We start from the raw sequence: 17,713 nt of genomic DNA, 5'->3' as shown, positions 1-17,713 counted from the left end.
AATGAACCCCATTTCGCGCTATAAGCTGACATTGCTTGCGCTGTCATTATTGCTGGCGGGCTGTGCCGTTGGGCCTGATTATCAACCGCCACAAGCGCATACGCCGGGTGCTTATCATGATTTACCGTCGCAGCAGGCGTCAAAACCGCTGGCGGCGGCCACCAATCCCCTGTGGTGGAAAAGTTTTAACGATCCGCAATTAGATAGCCTGATTGAACGCGCCATTGCCGGTAATTTAACGCTGCAACAATCGGTATTGCGCATTGCTGGCGCGCGTGAACAACTGGCGCAAGCCCGCGGCGGCTTATTTCCCTCTCTGAATGGCTCCGCTAAAGTCACCCGGCAGCAACTCGGTTTAAAAGGATTGCTAAAATCCAATGGCGTTTACGACCAGGTTGATAGTGATGTGGCCAGCCAGCTAAACGGTTTGGATCATTCGGTCACGCTGTATCAAGGCAGTTTCGATGCCAGCTGGGAATTAGATTTGTGGGGCAAAGTGCGCCGCCAGATGGAAGCCGCCGACGCGCAACAGCAAGCGGCTATTGAGCAACGCAACGATGCGCTGGTGTCACTGGAAGCGGAAGTGGCGCGTGCCTATTTGCAACTGCGTGGCGCGCAAGCGGTGCTGAATACCTTGCAACAACAAATCGATGTGGCGCAGCAAACCTGGGAATTAACCCAAAGTCAGCAGCGCAATGGTCTGGCGCCAACTACCGATGTGGAAAATGCGCGCGCGCAATTGGCGTCACTCAATGCGCAATTGCCGCAATACCAGGCGCAGCAATTACAGGCGATGAATGGTTTAGCGGTGTTGCTGGGGAAAACCCCTGGCGCGCTGGATAACGAGTTGATGAATAATAAAGCGCTACCGGCGTTACCGAAGCTGGTGCCGGTCGGCATTCCATCCACGCTGGCGCGACGTCGCCCGGATATTCGTCAGGCTGAAGCCACGCTGCATGCCCAAACTGCCAATATTGGTGTTTCAGTCGCCGATTTATTCCCCAGCTTGTCTCTGACTGGACAATTGGGGGTACGAAATACCGATGCCAGTTATTTGGATGACTGGAGCAGCCACTTCTTTAGCATCGGTCCATCGTTGTCGATTCCGATATTTCAGGGTGGACGTTTAGTTTCCAGCGTGAAATTGGCACGCGCGCAGCAGGCGAGCGCGGCGCTGGATTATCGTCAAACCGTATTAACCGCATTGCAGGATGTGGAAAATGCCTTGGTGAGTTATCGCGCCGATCAGCAGCAAGTTATTGCACTTGATGAAACCACCGGCGCATTACAACGCACCTTTGATTTGGCCAGCGACAGTTATCGTCAGGGGATTTCGACCTTCCTTGATGTGCTAGATGCACAACGCCAGCTGGCGCAAGCAAAAGCGCAATCAACCCAAGCGCGGATGCAAAGTGCATTGGACTTAGTGGCATTATATAAAGCGCTGGGCGGCGGCTGGGAACCTTATCAAAACGTCAACCTGCCAGACTATTCTGTGTTTGGCCCGGCAACGGAAGTGCGTTAATTAACGTTAAACAAGCCGCCTGAACAGCGGCTTTTTTTATCGATACAGTAAAAAAATGAGATTTCTCTCTCATCCTCAACAATATAATAATCACCACTGAAAATAGGTTTTCCCTTACACCATTAATCCTTGCTTACCTTTACGTGCACTTTCGCAGCACCGCGCATTAGTCGCTAAATGATTGTTTATACCTCGAGAATATCGCGTTGAAATCGATTCCTTTAGTCACATTAGTAACAATCCTTGCTTGTTAATTCATGGTTAATTAAAGTGCTTCTGTCGCTTTTAAGCGCAATGTAAGAAATAGGTAAGCGACTTCAGATTAATCCAGGCTCGAAAATTAATTTATTTTTTTATTTGAATTAGGTAATCTTGCCACTACAGTTTTAATTAACCCCCTTAAGCAAGGACATTGTGATGAGTGACGCATTTAAAGTTCTGAACAACATTCGCACATTACGTGCGCAGGCTCGTGAACTGCCATTGACCGATCTGGAAGAAATTCTGGAGAAATTAACTGTTGTTGTGACTGAACGTCGTGACGAAGTAAACGCTGAAGAAGCGCAGAATCGCGAAAAAGAAGAGAAGCTGTCTAAATATCGCGAAATGCTGTTGGCTGACGGTATTGACCCGAACGAATTACTGGGTGCATTGGAAGTGGGTAAAAAGCGCGCCAAGCGTGCTCCGCGTCCAGCTAAATATTCTTACACCGACGAAAACGGTGAGCAGAAATCATGGACCGGTCAAGGCCGTACCCCAGCTGCGATTAAGAAAGCGCTGGACTCAGGTAAAAGCCTCGATACTTTCCTGATCAAATAATCCGCACAATCCTTGTCAGTGGGAGCCGAAGGTTTAGACCTTCGGCTTTTTTATTTCTGTTTTAGCAACAACATGTTCTCGGAGTAACCGCGTCTGCCCTCGGCGCAGAGGTGGCGTCCGGGGCCTTGCTTCTGGCATAATGCCCGCTGTTTTTTCCTCCACTGCGTAACAAAGGTAAAGCCGTGTTAGTTTCCAGCAATATCACCATGCAGTTCGGCAGTAAGCCGCTGTTCGAAAATATCTCCGTTAAATTTGGCGGCGGTAATCGTTACGGTTTAATCGGTGCGAACGGCAGCGGTAAATCTACCTTTATGAAAATACTGGGCGGCGATTTGGTGCCGACGGGAGGAAATGTTTCCCTCGACCCAAATGAACGTATCGGTAAGTTACGTCAGGACCAATTTGCCTTTGAGCAATATAGTGTGCTGGACACCGTGATCATGGGCCACAATGAATTGTGGGCCGTGAAGCAAGAGCGTGATCGTATATATGCATTGCCGGAAATGAGCGAAGAGGAAGGCTATAAAGTGGCTGACCTTGAAGTTGAATACGGTGAAATGGATGGTTACAGCTCGGAATCACGTGCCGGTGAATTATTACTGGGTGTTGGCATTCCAGTGGAGCAGCATTACGGCCCGATGAGCGAAATTGCGCCGGGTTGGAAATTGCGCGTGCTGTTAGCCCAGGCATTATTTGCCAATCCAGATATTTTGTTGCTCGATGAACCGACCAACAACCTGGATATCGATACCATTCGTTGGTTGGAGCAAGTGCTCAACGAACGTAACAGCACCATGATCATCATTTCGCATGACCGTCACTTCCTGAATATGGTGTGCACGCACATGGCGGATTTGGATTACGGCGAACTGCGCGTCTATCCGGGTAATTATGACGAATATATGACCGCGGCGACACAATCACGCGAGCGTTTATTATCGGATAACGCTAAGAAGAAAGCGCAAATTGCCGATCTGCAATCATTCGTGAGCCGCTTCAGCGCCAACGCCTCTAAATCGCGTCAGGCGACGTCACGTGCTAAGCAGATTGATAAAATTAAGCTGGAAGAGGTTAAAGCTTCTAGCCGTCAAAACCCGTTTATTCGTTTTGACCAGGATAAGAAACTGTTCCGTAATGCGCTGGAAGTGGAAGCATTAACCAAAGGTTTCGATAACGGTCCGCTGTTTAATAAACTCAACCTGATGTTAGAAGTCGGCGAGAAATTGGCGATTCTTGGTGCCAACGGTATTGGTAAAACCACATTACTGAAAACACTGGTCGGTGAACTGGCACCGGATAGCGGCACGGTGAAATGGTCGGAGAATGCGCGCATTGGTTATTACGCGCAGGATCATGCCGAAGATTTTGCCGACGATCTGACCGTATTCGATTGGATGAGCCAATGGAAGCAGGAAGGCGACGACGAACAAGCGGTGCGCAGTATTCTTGGCCGTCTGCTGTTTGGTCACGATGAGATCAATAAGCCAGCGAAAGTGCTGTCGGGTGGTGAGAAGGGCCGCATGCTGTTTGGCAAGCTGATGATGCAGAAGCCGAACATCCTGATTATGGATGAACCGACCAACCACTTAGATATGGAATCGATTGAATCGCTGAACATGGCGCTGGAAATGTATGAAGGCACCTTGATCTTCGTCTCGCATGACCGTGAGTTTGTTAGCTCGCTGGCCACGCGTGTGATGGAGATGAAAGGCGATCGCATTGTCGACTTCACCGGCAATTACGAAGATTACCTGCGCAGTCAGGGCATCGTTTAAGATCAAAAAGGGCGGCTTGATAGCCGCCCTTACTTTTTTAACCAATCTGCCCAATATTCACATACTGGGTTTCCAGATACTCTTCCAACCCAATATCTGCCCCTTCGCGACCCAAACCTGATGCCTTCACGCCGCCAAACGGTGCCACTTCGGTTGAAATGATCCCTTCGTTCACGCCGACCATGCCGCTCTCCAGTTGTGGCGTCACGCGCAGCGCACGTGCCAGATCGCGTGTCCACAAATAGGCCGCCAATCCGTATGGCGTATCGTTAGCGCGCTGGATCACTTCGTCTTCGCTGCTAAAGCGGAAGCACGCCGCCACCGGGCCAAAGGTCTCTTCCTGCGCCAGCAGCATCTGCTCATTGGCATCAGCCAGCACCGTCGGTTGATAGAAACTGCCGCCCAATGCGTGACGTTCGCCGCCACAAAGCAAACGTGCGCCACGTTGCACTGCATCCTGCACATGCGCTTCCACTTTCTGCATCGCGCGCTGGTGAATCAACGGACCTTGCTGTGCGCCCGGCGTCAATCCTGGCGCTACTTTTAAGGCACGCGCCGTATCGGCCAGCTTGTTGACGAAGCGATCGTACACGCCGTCCTGCACATAAAATCGATTTACGCAGATACAGGTTTGCCCGCTATTGCGGAATTTTGCGGCCATCGCGCTTTCTACTGCCGCATCAATATCAGCATCGTCAAACACGATAAACGGTGCGTTGCCGCCCAGTTCCAGCGACAGTTTTTTTACCGAGCTGGCGGCGTCACGCATCAGCAATTTGCCGACCGCAGTGGAACCGGTGAAGGAGATTTTACGCACGCGATCGTCATGCGTCAGCGTACGACCAATCTCCACGGTTTGGCCGCTCACCGCATTCAGCACGCCAGCAGGCACACCGGCTTGCTCCGCCAGCACCAGCAAGGCAAAAGCGGACAGCGGCGTTTCATTGGCCGGTTTAACGATGGCGGTACAACCTGCCGCCAGCGCCGGGCCCAGTTTGCGCGTCAACATTGCCAGTGGGAAATTCCACGGCGTGATAGCCGCGACCACACCAACCGGCTGTTTCAGCGTCAGGATCAGGTTACCGGCTTTGGTCGAAGGAATGGTTTTGCCGTTGGCGCGTTTGCCTTCTTCGGCGAACCATTCGATAAAGCTGGCGGCGTACAGCACTTCGCCGCGCGCTTCGGCCAGCACTTTGCCCTGTTCCTGCACCACCAACTGCGCCAAATCTTCCTGATTTTCGATGATCAATTGATACCAGCGCTGCAAAATCACCGCACGCGCTTTGGCGGTTAAGGCACGCCAGGCGGGCAGGGCAGCAGACGCCGCGGCAATGGCGCGTGTGGTTTCGGCTTCACCCACGTTAGCCACGCGCGCCACTACACTTTCATCGGCGGGATTGGTGACGTCATAAGTGCGATCGCTCTCCAGCCATTGTCCATTACAGTACCAGCCGGTCCGTAGCAGTGAAGTTGTCATGCAATATTCCTCGCAGGTTGAATCTGATCGGCAAACACGGTACGTGCTGCGCGACTGTGGCGGGCAATGCGTTTGCCGGCGGTATAGTCATTAATCACATCGCATGGCGTGTAATTGCGTTCCAATTCGAAGCGTTCTTCGCTATCCAGTTGTGTGCTCATAGCGGCAATGGCGCTATCCAGCTGCGCCACGCTGTCGGCGCCTACCAGCATCGAATCCACGCCCGGATGGGACAGCACCCAGGCTTGGGCGATTTGTGCACTGGAAAGTCCACGCGCGGCCGCTACGCGAGCGACCGATTCAGCAATCTGTAATGACGCTTCATCGCCATACATTTCGCGGGTAAAGAAGTCGGTTTGATTACGCACCGATTGCCCGTCGCCGCTGAGTAAGCCGCGCGCTAGCGGGCTGAATACCGACACGCCCAAACCTTGATCGCGGCAGAACGGCAGCATTTCACGCTCTTCTTCGCGGTAGGCGCAGTTGAGCTGTAGCTGCATGTTGATCGGCTTAACGAAGTTGTTGCGCTCACAGCACCACAAAATCTTAGCCAGTTGCCAGCAATACATGGTTGAGACGCCGACATAACGCGCTTTACCGCTGCGCACGATGCTGTTCATCGCTTCCCACGTCTCTTCGATCGGCGTGTTCACATCGAAGTAGTGCAGCATGTACATATCGACATAATCGGTGCCGAGGCGGCGCAAGCTGCCATTAATGCTATCGAGAATATGTTTGCGCGAATGGCCCTGATTATTTTGGCCACCGCCGAGCGGATAACCGACTTTGGTGGTCAGTACCAATTCGTCACGCTGCGCCACGCGTTTCAGCACGCGACCCACCACTTCTTCACCGGCACCGCTGGAATAGAAATCGGCAAGATCGATAAAGTTAATGCCGTTTTCCAGCGCATGACGAATGATCGGCTCACTTTGCGCCTCATCAAAAATCCACGGTTTCCAACTCTTGCTGCCCATATTCATGGTGCCAAGGCAAAGACGGGAGACACGCAAACCGCTGTGGCCGAGATTGATGTATTCCATGCTGCAACTCCTGTTACTTCGGGGAATAGAACGGATTGCCCAATTCAGGTAACGCCTGCTGCAACTGCTGGCGGCCCGGTAATTTTTCCATTGCTGCCTCAATCGCTACCGTGCAGGCGCGATAGTTATTGGCGAACACTTCGTCCAAATCGGTACAGCCGGGATTGACCCAGTTGGCTGTCACGATGCACCACTCATCTTCGGCTTCGGCAGGTAAAGTGCCTTTCAACAGCGCTTCGGTGACGGCTTTGGCAATCGCCGCCTGCGATGCGCCCCAGGTGGCATTGCCGTGCAAATCGCCAGCAATCGCGGCTTTGTTCACGTACAGCGTCATCGGTTTGGCTGGCACGTTAGGTTTGATCACCACCATAAATGGACAGTGTCCTTGCGACGGGGTCGCCAGGCTGGTGGAGAATGCCTGACCCACTACGCCGTCACGCGGCCCAATCATGATATTGATGTGCGAGGCATTAACGCCGTCGCCTGCAAAACCTTCACCGATATACATTTCCATTACTGCCTCCAGTTACAGCTGTTGCGTTGAAGTTGAAGTTGAAGCGTGCGGGCTGAGGGTTTTATCAGCCTGCGGTGTGTCTTGTGACGCATCGGTCAGCGTCAATCCTTTGGTTTCCGGTGCCCAGGCGATAGAGACCAGCGCGCCGAGTACCAGAATGGCTGCCAGCAAAGCCATGGTGCCGCCGATGCCGTAATTAACGATCGCCAGCGGCAGCAATAACGTGCCGACCGCCGAACCGAGACGGCTCATTGAGGTGGCGAAACCGACGCCACGTGAGCGTACATCTGTCGGGAAACTCTCCGCCGGGAACACGCCCACCAAATTGCTGACTGCTGACATCACCAGCGTGAAAGCAGCGAACAGCAAAATCAGCCAGATGCCCGCGCTGTTGTGCAGCACGCTGAGCAGAATTAAGCAGGCAGCGAGGAAGATGAACGAGCCAATCAGGAAGCCGCGACGTGAACACATGGCGGTGAGCACAATGCCCAATACCGCACCGACCAATAACAGGCCGCTCAACAGCAAGTCGGTGGCGAAGCCCTGATCCAACCCCATCTGTTTCAGAATCGCGGGCAGGAAGGTGTAAATGGCAAAATACGGGATCACCAGACAGACAAAGAACAAGCAGTTGAACGCGGTGCGGCGGCGATAACGTGGGCGGAACAGTGCACCTAAGCCGCCATCGGGCGCTTGTTCGCGCTCTTCAGGCAACGTTACGTTCGGGCCAAACAGGCGTGTAACGATCGCCAGCGCTTCCTCACGGCGTCCTTTACGCAGTAGCCAGCGCGGTGATTCCGGCGTACCAATACGCAGCAGCAAAATCGCCAGCGCGGGCAGTGCGGAAGAAGCCAGTAACCAGCGCCAGCCATCTTCATGCGCGTTAAGCGCCAGATGTCCGGCAAAGCTCGCTGCCACGTAGCCGACGGTCCACAACACGCTGAAGGCGCCGAGTAACACTCCGCGATGCTTGCGCGGTGCGAACTCCGCCAGAATGGTATGGCCGACCGCGAAGTCGCCGCCGAGTCCAAAGCCGATCAACACACGCAACAGGAACAGTTGCTCAGCAGATTGCGCGAAGAACTGCATGCCGGAGGCGAGGGTGATCAGGATGAAGCTGAAGCAGAAGATTTTCTGGCGGCCGACGGTATCGGCGATCCAGCCCAGCACCAAACTGCCGAGGAACAAGCCGATCAGCGCTGAGCTGCCAATCATGCCTTGCCAGAACGGTGATAACGCCATTTGTGGCGTCATTTGCGTCAGCGCGAAGCCAACAGAACCGAGGATGTAGCCGTCGGTAAGATGCGCTCCGAAGGTCAAACCGGTGATTTTGAGGTGAAAGCGATTTAAGGGTACATCATCCATCAGTGTTGTTTGATTCATGTTCCTTCCTTCTGGGTTGGAGAGATGATTGTTATTTTATTGTTATCTGGATGAGAAATTACTGTGACATTTGACTGCGGCATAGGCGAGTGCGAAAAAGTCATACCCCTATTCCGCAATTTCCTGTGATTGCTCTCATAAATTTGATGTTTGCTCCTCCTTGTGTGAATCGGCTGAGGTTAGATTGGCGACTTGATTTAATGCCATGTCTGCCGGAGGCAGGGATGAGAAAATTGCCTTCTCTCAATATGTTGCGGCTGTTCGAAGAGACTTGCCGCACCTTGAGTTTCAGCAAAGCCGCCGATGCGTTGTTCATGACGCAAAGCGCCGCCAGTCGCCAGATGCGTCAGTTGGAAACTTTTCTCGGCAAAGATCTGTTCGTGCGCAGCCACAGCGGTTTACTGCTCACACCGGAAGCGATTCAACTGCTGCCGGTGGTACGTCAATCGCTGGATTTGCTGGAAGAGGGCGTGCGCGGCGTGCAGCAGCACAACCCGCGCCAGCACCTGCGTTTGCAAGTCGCTCCCACCTTTGCCACCCGTTGGCTGGCACCTCGTCTCGTCACGCTGCGCCAGCAGCATCGCCAACTGCAAATCATGTTGATCAGTGAAGCGCGGCAGAAATACAGCGATTTCGATTGCGCCATCCGCTTTGGATCGCAGGAAGAGGCGCAGTTAGCAGGCGCGGAAGGGGAATGGTTATGCCATGAAACGTTGGTGCTGGTGGGCAGTCCGTTATTGATGCTGGACGGCGTCTGGCCCGATATCAATCTGATGCCGCAACTGCATATCCTTAATGGCGACAGCCGGCTGGATAACTGGACACGCTGGTATCAAGCCTGTGGTGAAGCGCCATCGCTGGAGGACAATGGGTTGGCGTTTAGCACCCAGGATCAGGTGATCAACGCCTGCGTCACCGGCGCTGGCTATGCGGTGCTGGATCGTGCGATGGTGCGCAATGAACTCAACAACGGTGTGTTGATGCAGATAGCACCGCAGATGCTCGCCAGCGCCAATGGTTATTGGCTGGAAGTGCCGGGCGGCAAGCAAACACTGCCGCGCGTGACGGTTTTTCGCGACTGGCTGATGACGGAGATGCAGCGCTTCAATGCCGCCGCACCGCTCGCCAGTCTTACGTTGTAATGGAAAGGATGGTTTGTCGTGGATTTAGTTGATTTGTTAAAGAGCTCGCCGGTGGTGGCAGCGGTGAAAGATGCGCAGAGCCTGCAACAGGCGATCGATTCGCCCTGTCAGGTGGTTTCGGTGTTGTACGGCAACATTTGCAACATCGGGCGCATCGTCGGACAAATAAAACAGGCCGGTAAAATCGCCTTCGTCCATGTTGATTTGCTGGAAGGCAGCTCGCGCCAGGAAGTGGTGATCCAATTTCTGAAAATTGTCACGCAAGCCGATGGCATCATCAGCACCAAACCGGCGATGCTGAAAGCCGCACGCCAGCACGGTTTCTGGGCCATTCATCGCCTGTTTGTGCTTGATTCCATCTCCTTCAACAACATCGAAAAACAAGTGGCGCAATCCGCGCCAGATATCGTGGAAATCCTGCCCGGCTGCATGCCAAAAGTGCTGGGATGGATCACCGAACGTATCAGCCAGCCGATCATTGCTGGCGGTTTAGTGTGTGATGAAGAAGATGCGCGCCTGGCGCTGGCGGCAGGCGCGTTGGCAGTGTCCACCACCAACGCGGGCGTCTGGCCGTTGGCGCAAACGCGTTAACGGGCAGGAATTTCAGCCAGCGGGCTTAAACGCTGCAACAGCGGATCGAGCGCCGCATGCAGCTGTTGATAAACCTGCTGATTGAGTTGTTGATAATGCGCATGATGCGCGGCGTTGGGCATAAAGGTTTCGCCGGTTTTGACCAACGCCGCCACCGCCGCACGATAATCCTGCCACACACCTACCGCCATACCGGCGCTAATGGCACAACCGATCGCCGCTGAACTGCGCATCGCATTGCGTCGGGCGGGCACACCAAAGATGTCGGCAAACAGCTGCATAAACAGATCGCTGTTAGCGCCGCCGCCGGAAATCACCAACTGCGCCAGTGGACGATCCAGCGCCACCATCATCGGATCCATGTGGTTCTTCATGGTGAAGACAATGCCTTCCAGCAGCGAGCGGAACAGGTGTGCGCGCGTGTGGCGGCCATCAAAACCGATGATTGCCCCTTTGCGCCACGGTGCCTGTGCGGGCGCGGCCCAATCATGCAAGGTGATCAATCCATCACTGCCTGCTGGCACACGGCTGGCTTCATCACTCAACAAACTCTCGATATCGATGCCGTGATCCTGTGCATCCTTAACCGCCGCCGCACCAAACTGATCGCGGAACCAACTGATGGTCCACATGCCGCGACGCACGCCCATGCATTCATAGAGAAATCGTTTTGGCAGCGCGGCCTGGAACGGCCAGAAGTGGTCGCTACTGCGCGGCGTTTCATCGCCATGCACCATCGCGCCAATGTAGGTGCCAAGCGAGATCAGCGCTTCATCACTCTGTAGTGCACCTGCGCCCAAGGCTTCAACGGCTTTATCATGCGCGGTCGCGATGATCGGCAAACCATCCGGTAAACCGCACGCTTGTGCCGCGGCTGGCGTGACATTGCCGAGCGCTTCACCGGGACGCACCACATCAAACAGTTGTTCGCGGCGTAGATTGCAGGCGGACATCTGTGCCTCATCCCAATCCTGGCGCGCGTCGTCCATCGGCCAACAGCCGATGTAATTCGCGCTGGTATCGCGCGTCTGACCGGTTAAACGGTGAGTGATATAACCCGAGGTGGTGGTGATCCAACGTACCTCGCCGTAAGCGGCTTCGTGTTGATAAGCCTGATTCAGGCGCGCATCCATCCAGTTAATCACTGGCCATGCCAGCTCGCCGTCGCCGCGCATCAATACGCGACAGCAGCGGATCACACACAATCCCGCCGCCAGTAATTGATGCTGTTGACCTCCGAGCTGATAAAAGCGTGCCATTGCCGCGCGACACGCCTGCTGCACCGAAGTCCAGAGATCATCGTCGGGATGTTCCGCCCGATTCGGCTGCGGAATGGCGAGCGGTCGCAGCGGCTGTTGCGCGCTGCACAATACTTCTCCATCGGTACGGAAAATCACCACTTTGGCGCTTTGCGTGCCGACATCAATGCCCATCAAATAACGTGCAGACATTTCAGACTCCTTTTGCGAGCGCAGTCGTGGCAGCGACGCGCTTGATTTGTCCCATTAACAAGGCGGTAAACACCAGCACCAACACGCTGGCCGTCGCGCCCATCATCCACATATTGCGATAGGCGAGGACGGGCGGCAGCGTATCCTGCCAGTAGCCAATCACCGGATAGACAAACACATCCGGCAAGAAGCCAATCACTGAGCAAATGCCGATGGTGGTGCCAAGAATTTGTTTCGGCGTATTCACTTCGCCGATGCAGGCAAAATAGAGGCCGCGTGAGGCGTAACAGGTGAACGCCATCAGCAGAATCAAGCCAATCGCCAGCACTAAACTCACCGGTTGACGCGTCACCAACCACAACAAAATCAGCGTGGTGAAACTGACTAACGCAAACACCTGAATCACGCGAGTTGGCGAACGCCAGCGGCTGTAGCTGGTCAGCATGCCGCCCATCGGGCCACAAATGGCGCGGAACACTTTATTGATGATAATGCCCATGTAACTGGCCGCGACCAGCGACATGCCATAAATCTCAGAGAGATAATTAGTGGAATAACTCAGAATGGCATACAGCGTATACACGCCGAAAATGATCATGCTGCAATACCAGGTGGTCGGCATTTTCAGTACGCGAATGGCGTGTTGCAGGCTAAAAGCGGAAGGCTCGTCGTCATGATGTTGTGCGAAGCCATCACTGACCAAAAACCAGCAGGCGATGCCCAAAGCAATGTAGGTGCCGCTGTAGATCAGAATCACCGCTTTCAGGCTGTTAGGATCGTCAGGGTGGAACTGCGCAAACACCCACACGGTGAACAGCGCTAGCCCCATAACGCCGACGCCGCGCAAGCCTTCCATCCAGCCCATGATTTTGCCTTGCTCTTCACGCGTGCCGAGCAGCGAAGCGGCTTTGATCGACACCGCCCACAGCAGCAAAATGGTGGTGATGGCGAACGCCACCTGGATTAGCAGCATCGCCCACAATGGCGGATAGGTTGCCATAATCAACCCCAATAATCCGGTGGCGATCATCGCGCCCGACATCACTTTGCGGTGCGAGAATTTGTCAGAAATAATCCCACCCGGTGCATAAAGTAAAATCGCCGTAATACCGAAAGTGCTCATGATTAAGCCGATTTCAGTATTGGTAAAGCCCATAAATTTCGCCATCGGAATCTGATAGATATAGCGTAAATAGGCTAAGTCGAAACTAATGCCTCCGCTGATGCTAATTACCGCAAGCGTTAACCAGCGGGTGATATTATTGGTTTGCATCTCAGAACCCCAAATTAGAAACAAAAAAAAGAGAAAAGTGTCCTCTCCGCGTTGGCGGAAAGTTACTTTTCTCTTCGTCTCAGACAGTAACGGACGACATTTCTATCACGGCGTAAAGTACAGACGCTGTGAAGATACTCACAAAATGAGTTTTATATAATCACTCGGTATTTTCCTATTTATTTATCGGCGAAATTCAGAACGATTTTTCAAGGTGTGTATTTGTGACTGTGATCGCTTTTTATTGGCTTTTTATTTTAAAACACGCATGTTAGCGTAATTAACAGTTACTCGAGATTAGGAGAAAAGTAACTTCTTCGCTTCACTGCGAAGGAGCTTGCTTTTCTCCTTTTTTATTGCCCGTTATTCAGTCAGGAGGTGCAATTATGACGACGGAAGCGCTAGAGAGTTTTTCTCTCGACTTCTTTGGACTGCACGGTAAAAGCGCGATTGTTACCGGTGGCAACAGTGGTCTCGGCCAGGCTTTTGCCGTGGCTTTAGCCAAAGCGGGAGCCAATGTGTTTATTCCGGATCTGGCGCCAGCCAATCCAGAAACCCGCCAACTGATTGAAAGTTGTGGCGTTCGCGCTGAATTTATGCAGGCCGACATCACCCAACCCGGCGAACCGGCGCGCATTGTTGCCGAGTGTCTGGAGCGCTTTGGCCAACTGGATATTCTGGTGAATAACGCCGGGATCTGTAAGCTAAATTCTGTGCTGGAGTTTGATCGCCAGGATTGGGACCCAATGATCCAGGTGAACCTCACCGCCGCCTTTGAGATGAGCCATCAGGCAGCGAAAATAATGGTGCCGCAGAAACACGGCAAGATTATTAATATTTGTTCACTGTTTTCCTGGCTCGGTGGACAAGGATCGCCAGCTTATGCCGCCACCAAACATGCGATTGCCGGTTTAACCAAAGCGTATTGCGATGAGTTAGGCCAACACAATATTCAGGTCAACGGTATTGCGCCGGGATATTACGCCACGCCCATCACCTTAAACACCCGTAGCAATCCCGAAACCAATCAACGCGTATTGGATCATATTCCAGCTAATCGTTGGGGAAATACCCAGGATTTAATGGGGGCGATGGTTTATTTAGCCAGTCGCGCTTCTGATTATGTCAACGGCCATTTGCTCGTTGTCGATGGTGGATATCGAGTCCGCTAGTATTTAATTTAATATAGAGGAATAGAATATGACGCTTTCACGTGAAGCCATTGTCGAACAGTTAAAAGAGATCGTTGGTCCGCAGCATGTCATCACTGACGAAGCGGAATTAAAACGCAGCAGCCACGATCGTTTCCGTAAATATGCCGACATTCACGGTGTTTATACGCTGCCGATTCCCGCGGCTGTGGTGAAATTACAAAGTACCCAACAAGTTTCTGATGTGCTGGCCTTTATGAATAAGCACCAGATCAATGGTGTGCCGCGCACCGGTGCATCGGCAACTGAAGGCGGGCTGGAAACCGCCGCGCGTGATTCGGTAGTGCTGGATGGCTCGGAGATGAAGCAGGTCATCAAGATTGATATCGAGAACATGCAGGTAACGGCGCAGTGCGGCGTCACACTGGAAGTGCTGGAAAATCAATTGCGTGCGCAAGGTTATACCACCGGGCATTCACCGCAGTCTAAGCCACTGGCGCAGATGGGCGGTTTAGTGGCAACGCGCAGCATCGGCCAATTCTCAACGCTGTACGGTGCGATTGAAGACATGGTGGTCGGTTTGGAAGCGGTATTCCCGAACGGTGAAATCACTCGCATTAAAAACGTGCCACGTCGTGCGGCAGGTCCGGATATTCGCCATGTGATCATCGGTAACGAAGGCGCGCTGTGCTACATCACTGAAGTAACGGTGAAGATCTTTAAATATCAGCCAGAAAACAACCGATTCTACGGTTTCCTGCTTGATTCGATGCAAACCGGTTTCGCCATTCTGCGTGAAGTGATGGTCGATGGTTATCGCCCCTCGATTGCCCGCTTGTACGATCCAGAAGATGCCAATCAGCACTTCAGCCACTTCTCGAAAGGAAAATGTGTGCTGATCTTTATGGCTGAAGGAACGCGCGGTATCAGCGAAGCTACCGGCAAAGGGATTGAAGGGATTGTGGCGCAGCATCGTGAATGCCAAGCGGTGGACAGCAAACTGATCCAAACCTGGTTCGAAAACCTCAACTGGGGACCGGACAAAGTGGCGGCTGAACGTGAGCACATCAAGCGCACTGGCAACATGGGCTTCACCACCGAAGTATCCGGCGATTGGTCAACCATCAACGCCATCTACGAAAACGTGCTAAAGCGCATTCGCACCGAGTTCCCGCACGCCAAAGATATCACCATGTTGGGCGGCCACTCATCGCACAGCTACATCAACGGCACCAATATGTATTTCGTCTATGACTACAACGTGGTGGATTGCCGCCCGGAAGAGGAGATGGCGAAATATCACGTGCCGCTGAATGGCATGATTGTGGAAGAGACGCTGAAACTCGGCGGTTCGATGGTGCATCACCACGGCATTGGTAAGCATCGTGTGCAGTGGGCGAAGCAGGAACATGGCAGCGCCTGGCCGATTTTGCAGGCGCTGAAAACCGCCTTTGACCCAAATGGGATTATGAATAAAGGCACCATTTTCCCGCAGGAATAACGCTGGGATTAGCCAGGTCACCATAAATGGCGACCTTACAAGGCGCGCAGGGAGGCGCGCTTTATTTCCCACACACCTCACAATGCGCGTCCTGCGCCACCTTCATGCTGCGAAATTCCGCACTCATTGCATCGTACATCAGCAAGCGCGAGCTAGCTGGCGTGCCAAATGCGGTCAGCACCTTCAGCGTTTCCATCGCCTGCATTGCACCGACCACGCCCACCAACGGCGCCATCACGCCCGCTTCGACACAACTCAATACCTGATCGCCAAACAAGCGGCTGATGCAGCGATAGCACGGTTCGCCGGATTGCCAGGTGAACACGCTAAGTTGACCTTCCATGCGAATCGCCGCGCCGGAAATCAGCGGCACTTTATGCTGAAAACACTGGCGGTTAATCAGCTCACGCGTTGCCACGTTATCGGTGCAATCAACCACCGCATCATGGCGCGCGATCAATGCGCTGAGTTGCGCTTCATCCAGTTGCGCATCAATCGGTTCGATGTGGCAGTGCGGGTTAATCGCTGCCAGCTGCTGCTGCGCCGAGGCCACTTTCGCCATGCCAATTTTCGCATCGCTGTGCAAAATCTGGCGCTGCAAATTGCTCAGGCTAACGGTATCGAAATCAAGCAAGGTGAGATGTCCAACGCCCGCTGACGCCAGATAGGGCGCCGCGGCGCAGCCAAGTCCACCGAGGCCGACAATCAACACGCGCGACGCTTTGAGTTTTTCCTGGCCGTCAAAATCAAAGCCACGCAACACGATTTGACGGTTGTAGCGCAGCATCTCCTCATCGCTTAACTCAATGCTCATCAGCCCTCCAGCAACGTATTGAAGGCTTCAATTTCCACCCATTCACCGGCTGCAACATTGCCACGATCGCGCTCCAGCACCACAAAGCAGTTCGCCAGCGCAAATGAGCTAAATACATGGGAGCCTTGTGCGCCAGTGCTGCGTACTTCCAGTTCGCCATCGTCGCCACGGCTAACAATCGCGCGTTGGAAATCGAGACGACCCGGCGATTTCTTCAACGGTTCGCTGGCGCGCGCGCGTTGACGCAGCGGCATGATGCGCGTGGTTTGGCCGGTCAGCGTGGCTAATAACGGCTGCACTAATTGATAGAATGTCACGGCCGCAGAAACCGGATTGCCCGGCAAGCCGCAGAACCAGCTGTTTGCCAGACGGCCAAACGCAAACGGTTTGCCGGGTTTAATCGCCAATTTCCAGAAGGTAATGGCGCCGAGTTCTTCCAGCATCGAACGGGTGAAATCGGCTTCCCCGACGGACACGCCGCCAGTGCTGATCACCACATCGGCCTGACGATCGGCTTCGGTGAAGGCTGTGCGCAGCGCATCCTGATCGTCGGCAATCACGCCGAGATCGATCACTTCACAACCCAGTTTGTTGAGCATCAGCGACACGGTAAAACGGTTGGTGTCATAAATCTGGCCTTCGGCTAGCGGTTGACCGACCGCCTGCAACTCATCGCCGGTTGAGAAAATCGCCACGCGCAGTTTACGCAGCACGCTCACTTCGGCGATGCCCAACGAAGCCAGCAGTGGCAACTCCGCCGCGCCAAGTCGTACACCGGCATCCAGAACCTGTTTACCGGCCTGAATATCTTCACCGATGCGACGGATGTTTTGCCCATTTTGCACTGGCGCAGTAATCACAATGCCACCGTCGCGCTGTTCGGTTTGCTCCTGCATCACCACCGCTTCACAACCGGCGGGAATCGGCGCGCCGGTCATAATGCGAATGGTGCTGCCCGCCGGCCATGCGCCATTAAAAGGCGCACCGGCAAAGGCTTTACCGGCCACCGGCAACACGCGATCGGCGGCAATGTCGGCCAGGCGCACGGCGTAACCATCCATCGCTGAGTTATCGAAAGAGGGCACATCTAACGGCGAGTTAACTGGCTTGGCGGTGATGCGTCCAGCGGCTTCAAACAGTGAAACGCTGAGCGAATCGCTGATTGGCTTGAGTTGTTGCAGCATTTTTTGCTGCGCGTCTTCGAGGGAAATTAATCCTGCGGTGAAAGGTTCCATGTCCATCTCTGCCTGGTAA

15 protein-coding genes are annotated in these 17,713 nt (G+C 53.7%); 7 read left to right on the top strand and 8 right to left on the bottom strand.

Going from position 1 to position 17,713, the window contains the following annotated elements:
• Position 1: 1 nt before the first annotated feature.
• The 3 genes from ABDW13_RS05630 (at position 2) to ABDW13_RS05620 (ending at position 4,119) form a co-directional block, all read left to right on the top strand.
• Positions 2-1,525, top strand: coding sequence for an efflux transporter outer membrane subunit (locus ABDW13_RS05630; protein ID WP_343551461.1), 1,524 nt, complete (start codon positions 2-4; stop codon positions 1,523-1,525).
• Between the two features lie 417 nt (positions 1,526-1,942).
• The gene (locus tag ABDW13_RS05625; protein WP_343551460.1) at positions 1,943-2,344 is read left to right on the top strand and encodes an H-NS family nucleoid-associated regulatory protein; all 402 of its coding nucleotides are present in this window, start codon (positions 1,943-1,945) and stop codon (positions 2,342-2,344) included.
• Between the two features lie 182 nt (positions 2,345-2,526).
• Positions 2,527-4,119, top strand: a complete 1,593-nt coding sequence (locus tag ABDW13_RS05620; RefSeq protein ID WP_343551459.1) for an ABC-F family ATPase — start codon at positions 2,527-2,529, stop codon at positions 4,117-4,119.
• 37 nt (positions 4,120-4,156) lie between these two features.
• Here the strand turns inward: ABDW13_RS05620 and ABDW13_RS05615 are convergent, their stop codons facing one another.
• From ABDW13_RS05615 to ABDW13_RS05600, 4 genes are read right to left on the bottom strand one after another with little or no spacing between them, the layout of a single operon-like run.
• Positions 4,157-5,596 (bottom strand): NAD-dependent succinate-semialdehyde dehydrogenase, encoded by a 1,440-nt coding sequence (locus tag ABDW13_RS05615; protein ID WP_343551457.1) that lies wholly within the window; start codon positions 5,594-5,596, stop codon positions 4,157-4,159.
• Positions 5,593-6,639, bottom strand: a complete 1,047-nt coding sequence (locus tag ABDW13_RS05610) for an aldo/keto reductase (RefSeq protein WP_343551456.1) — start codon at positions 6,637-6,639, stop codon at positions 5,593-5,595. Before ABDW13_RS05610 ends, ABDW13_RS05615 begins: the two co-directional genes overlap by 4 nt.
• 13 nt (positions 6,640-6,652) lie before the next feature.
• A complete protein-coding gene (gene fae, locus ABDW13_RS05605; RefSeq protein WP_343551455.1) occupies positions 6,653-7,153 on the bottom strand; it encodes a formaldehyde-activating enzyme in 501 nt (166 codons plus the stop codon).
• Positions 7,154-7,165: 12 nt separating this feature from the next.
• Positions 7,166-8,536 (bottom strand): MFS transporter, encoded by a 1,371-nt coding sequence (locus tag ABDW13_RS05600; RefSeq protein ID WP_343551454.1) that lies wholly within the window; start codon positions 8,534-8,536, stop codon positions 7,166-7,168.
• A gap of 224 nt (positions 8,537-8,760) precedes the next feature.
• Here ABDW13_RS05600 and ABDW13_RS05595 point away from each other — a divergent pair, with 224 nt between their 5' ends.
• Positions 8,761-9,678 (top strand): LysR family transcriptional regulator, encoded by a 918-nt coding sequence (locus ABDW13_RS05595; RefSeq protein WP_343551453.1) that lies wholly within the window; start codon positions 8,761-8,763, stop codon positions 9,676-9,678.
• An 18-nt stretch (positions 9,679-9,696) separates the two neighbouring features.
• Positions 9,697-10,269: a glycerol-3-phosphate responsive antiterminator gene (locus tag ABDW13_RS05590; RefSeq protein WP_343551452.1), complete on the top strand. Its 573-nt coding sequence runs from the start codon at positions 9,697-9,699 to the stop codon at positions 10,267-10,269.
• On the opposite strand, the gene ABDW13_RS05585 is transcribed toward ABDW13_RS05590, so the two are convergent.
• Together ABDW13_RS05585 and ABDW13_RS05580 are read right to left on the bottom strand one after the other, a co-directional pair.
• Positions 10,266-11,720: an FGGY family carbohydrate kinase gene (locus tag ABDW13_RS05585; RefSeq protein ID WP_343551451.1), complete on the bottom strand. Its 1,455-nt coding sequence runs from the start codon at positions 11,718-11,720 to the stop codon at positions 10,266-10,268. The two genes, ABDW13_RS05590 and ABDW13_RS05585, sit on opposite strands and share 4 nt — an antisense overlap.
• A 1-nt stretch (position 11,721) precedes the next feature.
• Positions 11,722-12,993 (bottom strand): MFS transporter, encoded by a 1,272-nt coding sequence (locus ABDW13_RS05580; RefSeq protein WP_343551449.1) that lies wholly within the window; start codon positions 12,991-12,993, stop codon positions 11,722-11,724.
• 386 nt (positions 12,994-13,379) lie between these two features.
• Between ABDW13_RS05580 and ABDW13_RS05575 the strand changes: the two genes are divergently transcribed.
• Together ABDW13_RS05575 and ABDW13_RS05570 are read left to right on the top strand one after the other, a co-directional pair.
• Positions 13,380-14,165, top strand: a complete 786-nt coding sequence (locus ABDW13_RS05575; RefSeq protein WP_343551448.1) for an SDR family oxidoreductase — start codon at positions 13,380-13,382, stop codon at positions 14,163-14,165.
• 28 nt (positions 14,166-14,193) lie between these two features.
• Complete coding sequence (locus ABDW13_RS05570) at positions 14,194-15,645, top strand: FAD-binding oxidoreductase (RefSeq protein WP_343551446.1); 1,452 nt, start codon at positions 14,194-14,196, stop codon at positions 15,643-15,645.
• Positions 15,646-15,706: 61 nt separating this feature from the next.
• Here the strand turns inward: ABDW13_RS05570 and moeB are convergent, their stop codons facing one another.
• Positions 15,707-16,459 carry a molybdopterin-synthase adenylyltransferase MoeB gene (moeB, locus tag ABDW13_RS05565; protein ID WP_343551444.1) on the bottom strand — a complete coding sequence of 251 codons (753 nt, stop codon included), beginning with the start codon at positions 16,457-16,459 and terminating at the stop codon, positions 15,707-15,709.
• The gene (gene moeA, locus ABDW13_RS05560) at positions 16,459-17,694 is read right to left on the bottom strand and encodes a molybdopterin molybdotransferase MoeA (RefSeq protein ID WP_343551443.1); all 1,236 of its coding nucleotides are present in this window, start codon (positions 17,692-17,694) and stop codon (positions 16,459-16,461) included. The genes moeB and moeA overlap by 1 nt, the downstream gene beginning before the upstream one ends.
• Positions 17,695-17,713 lie beyond the last annotated feature (19 nt).

This window comes from Pantoea sp. (assembly GCF_039594315.1).
In the GTDB taxonomy this organism is placed as follows: domain Bacteria; phylum Pseudomonadota; class Gammaproteobacteria; order Enterobacterales; family Enterobacteriaceae; genus Pantoea.
The sequence above is the reverse complement of the archived record's forward strand: the minus strand, read 5'-3'. Positions and strand labels throughout refer to the sequence as shown.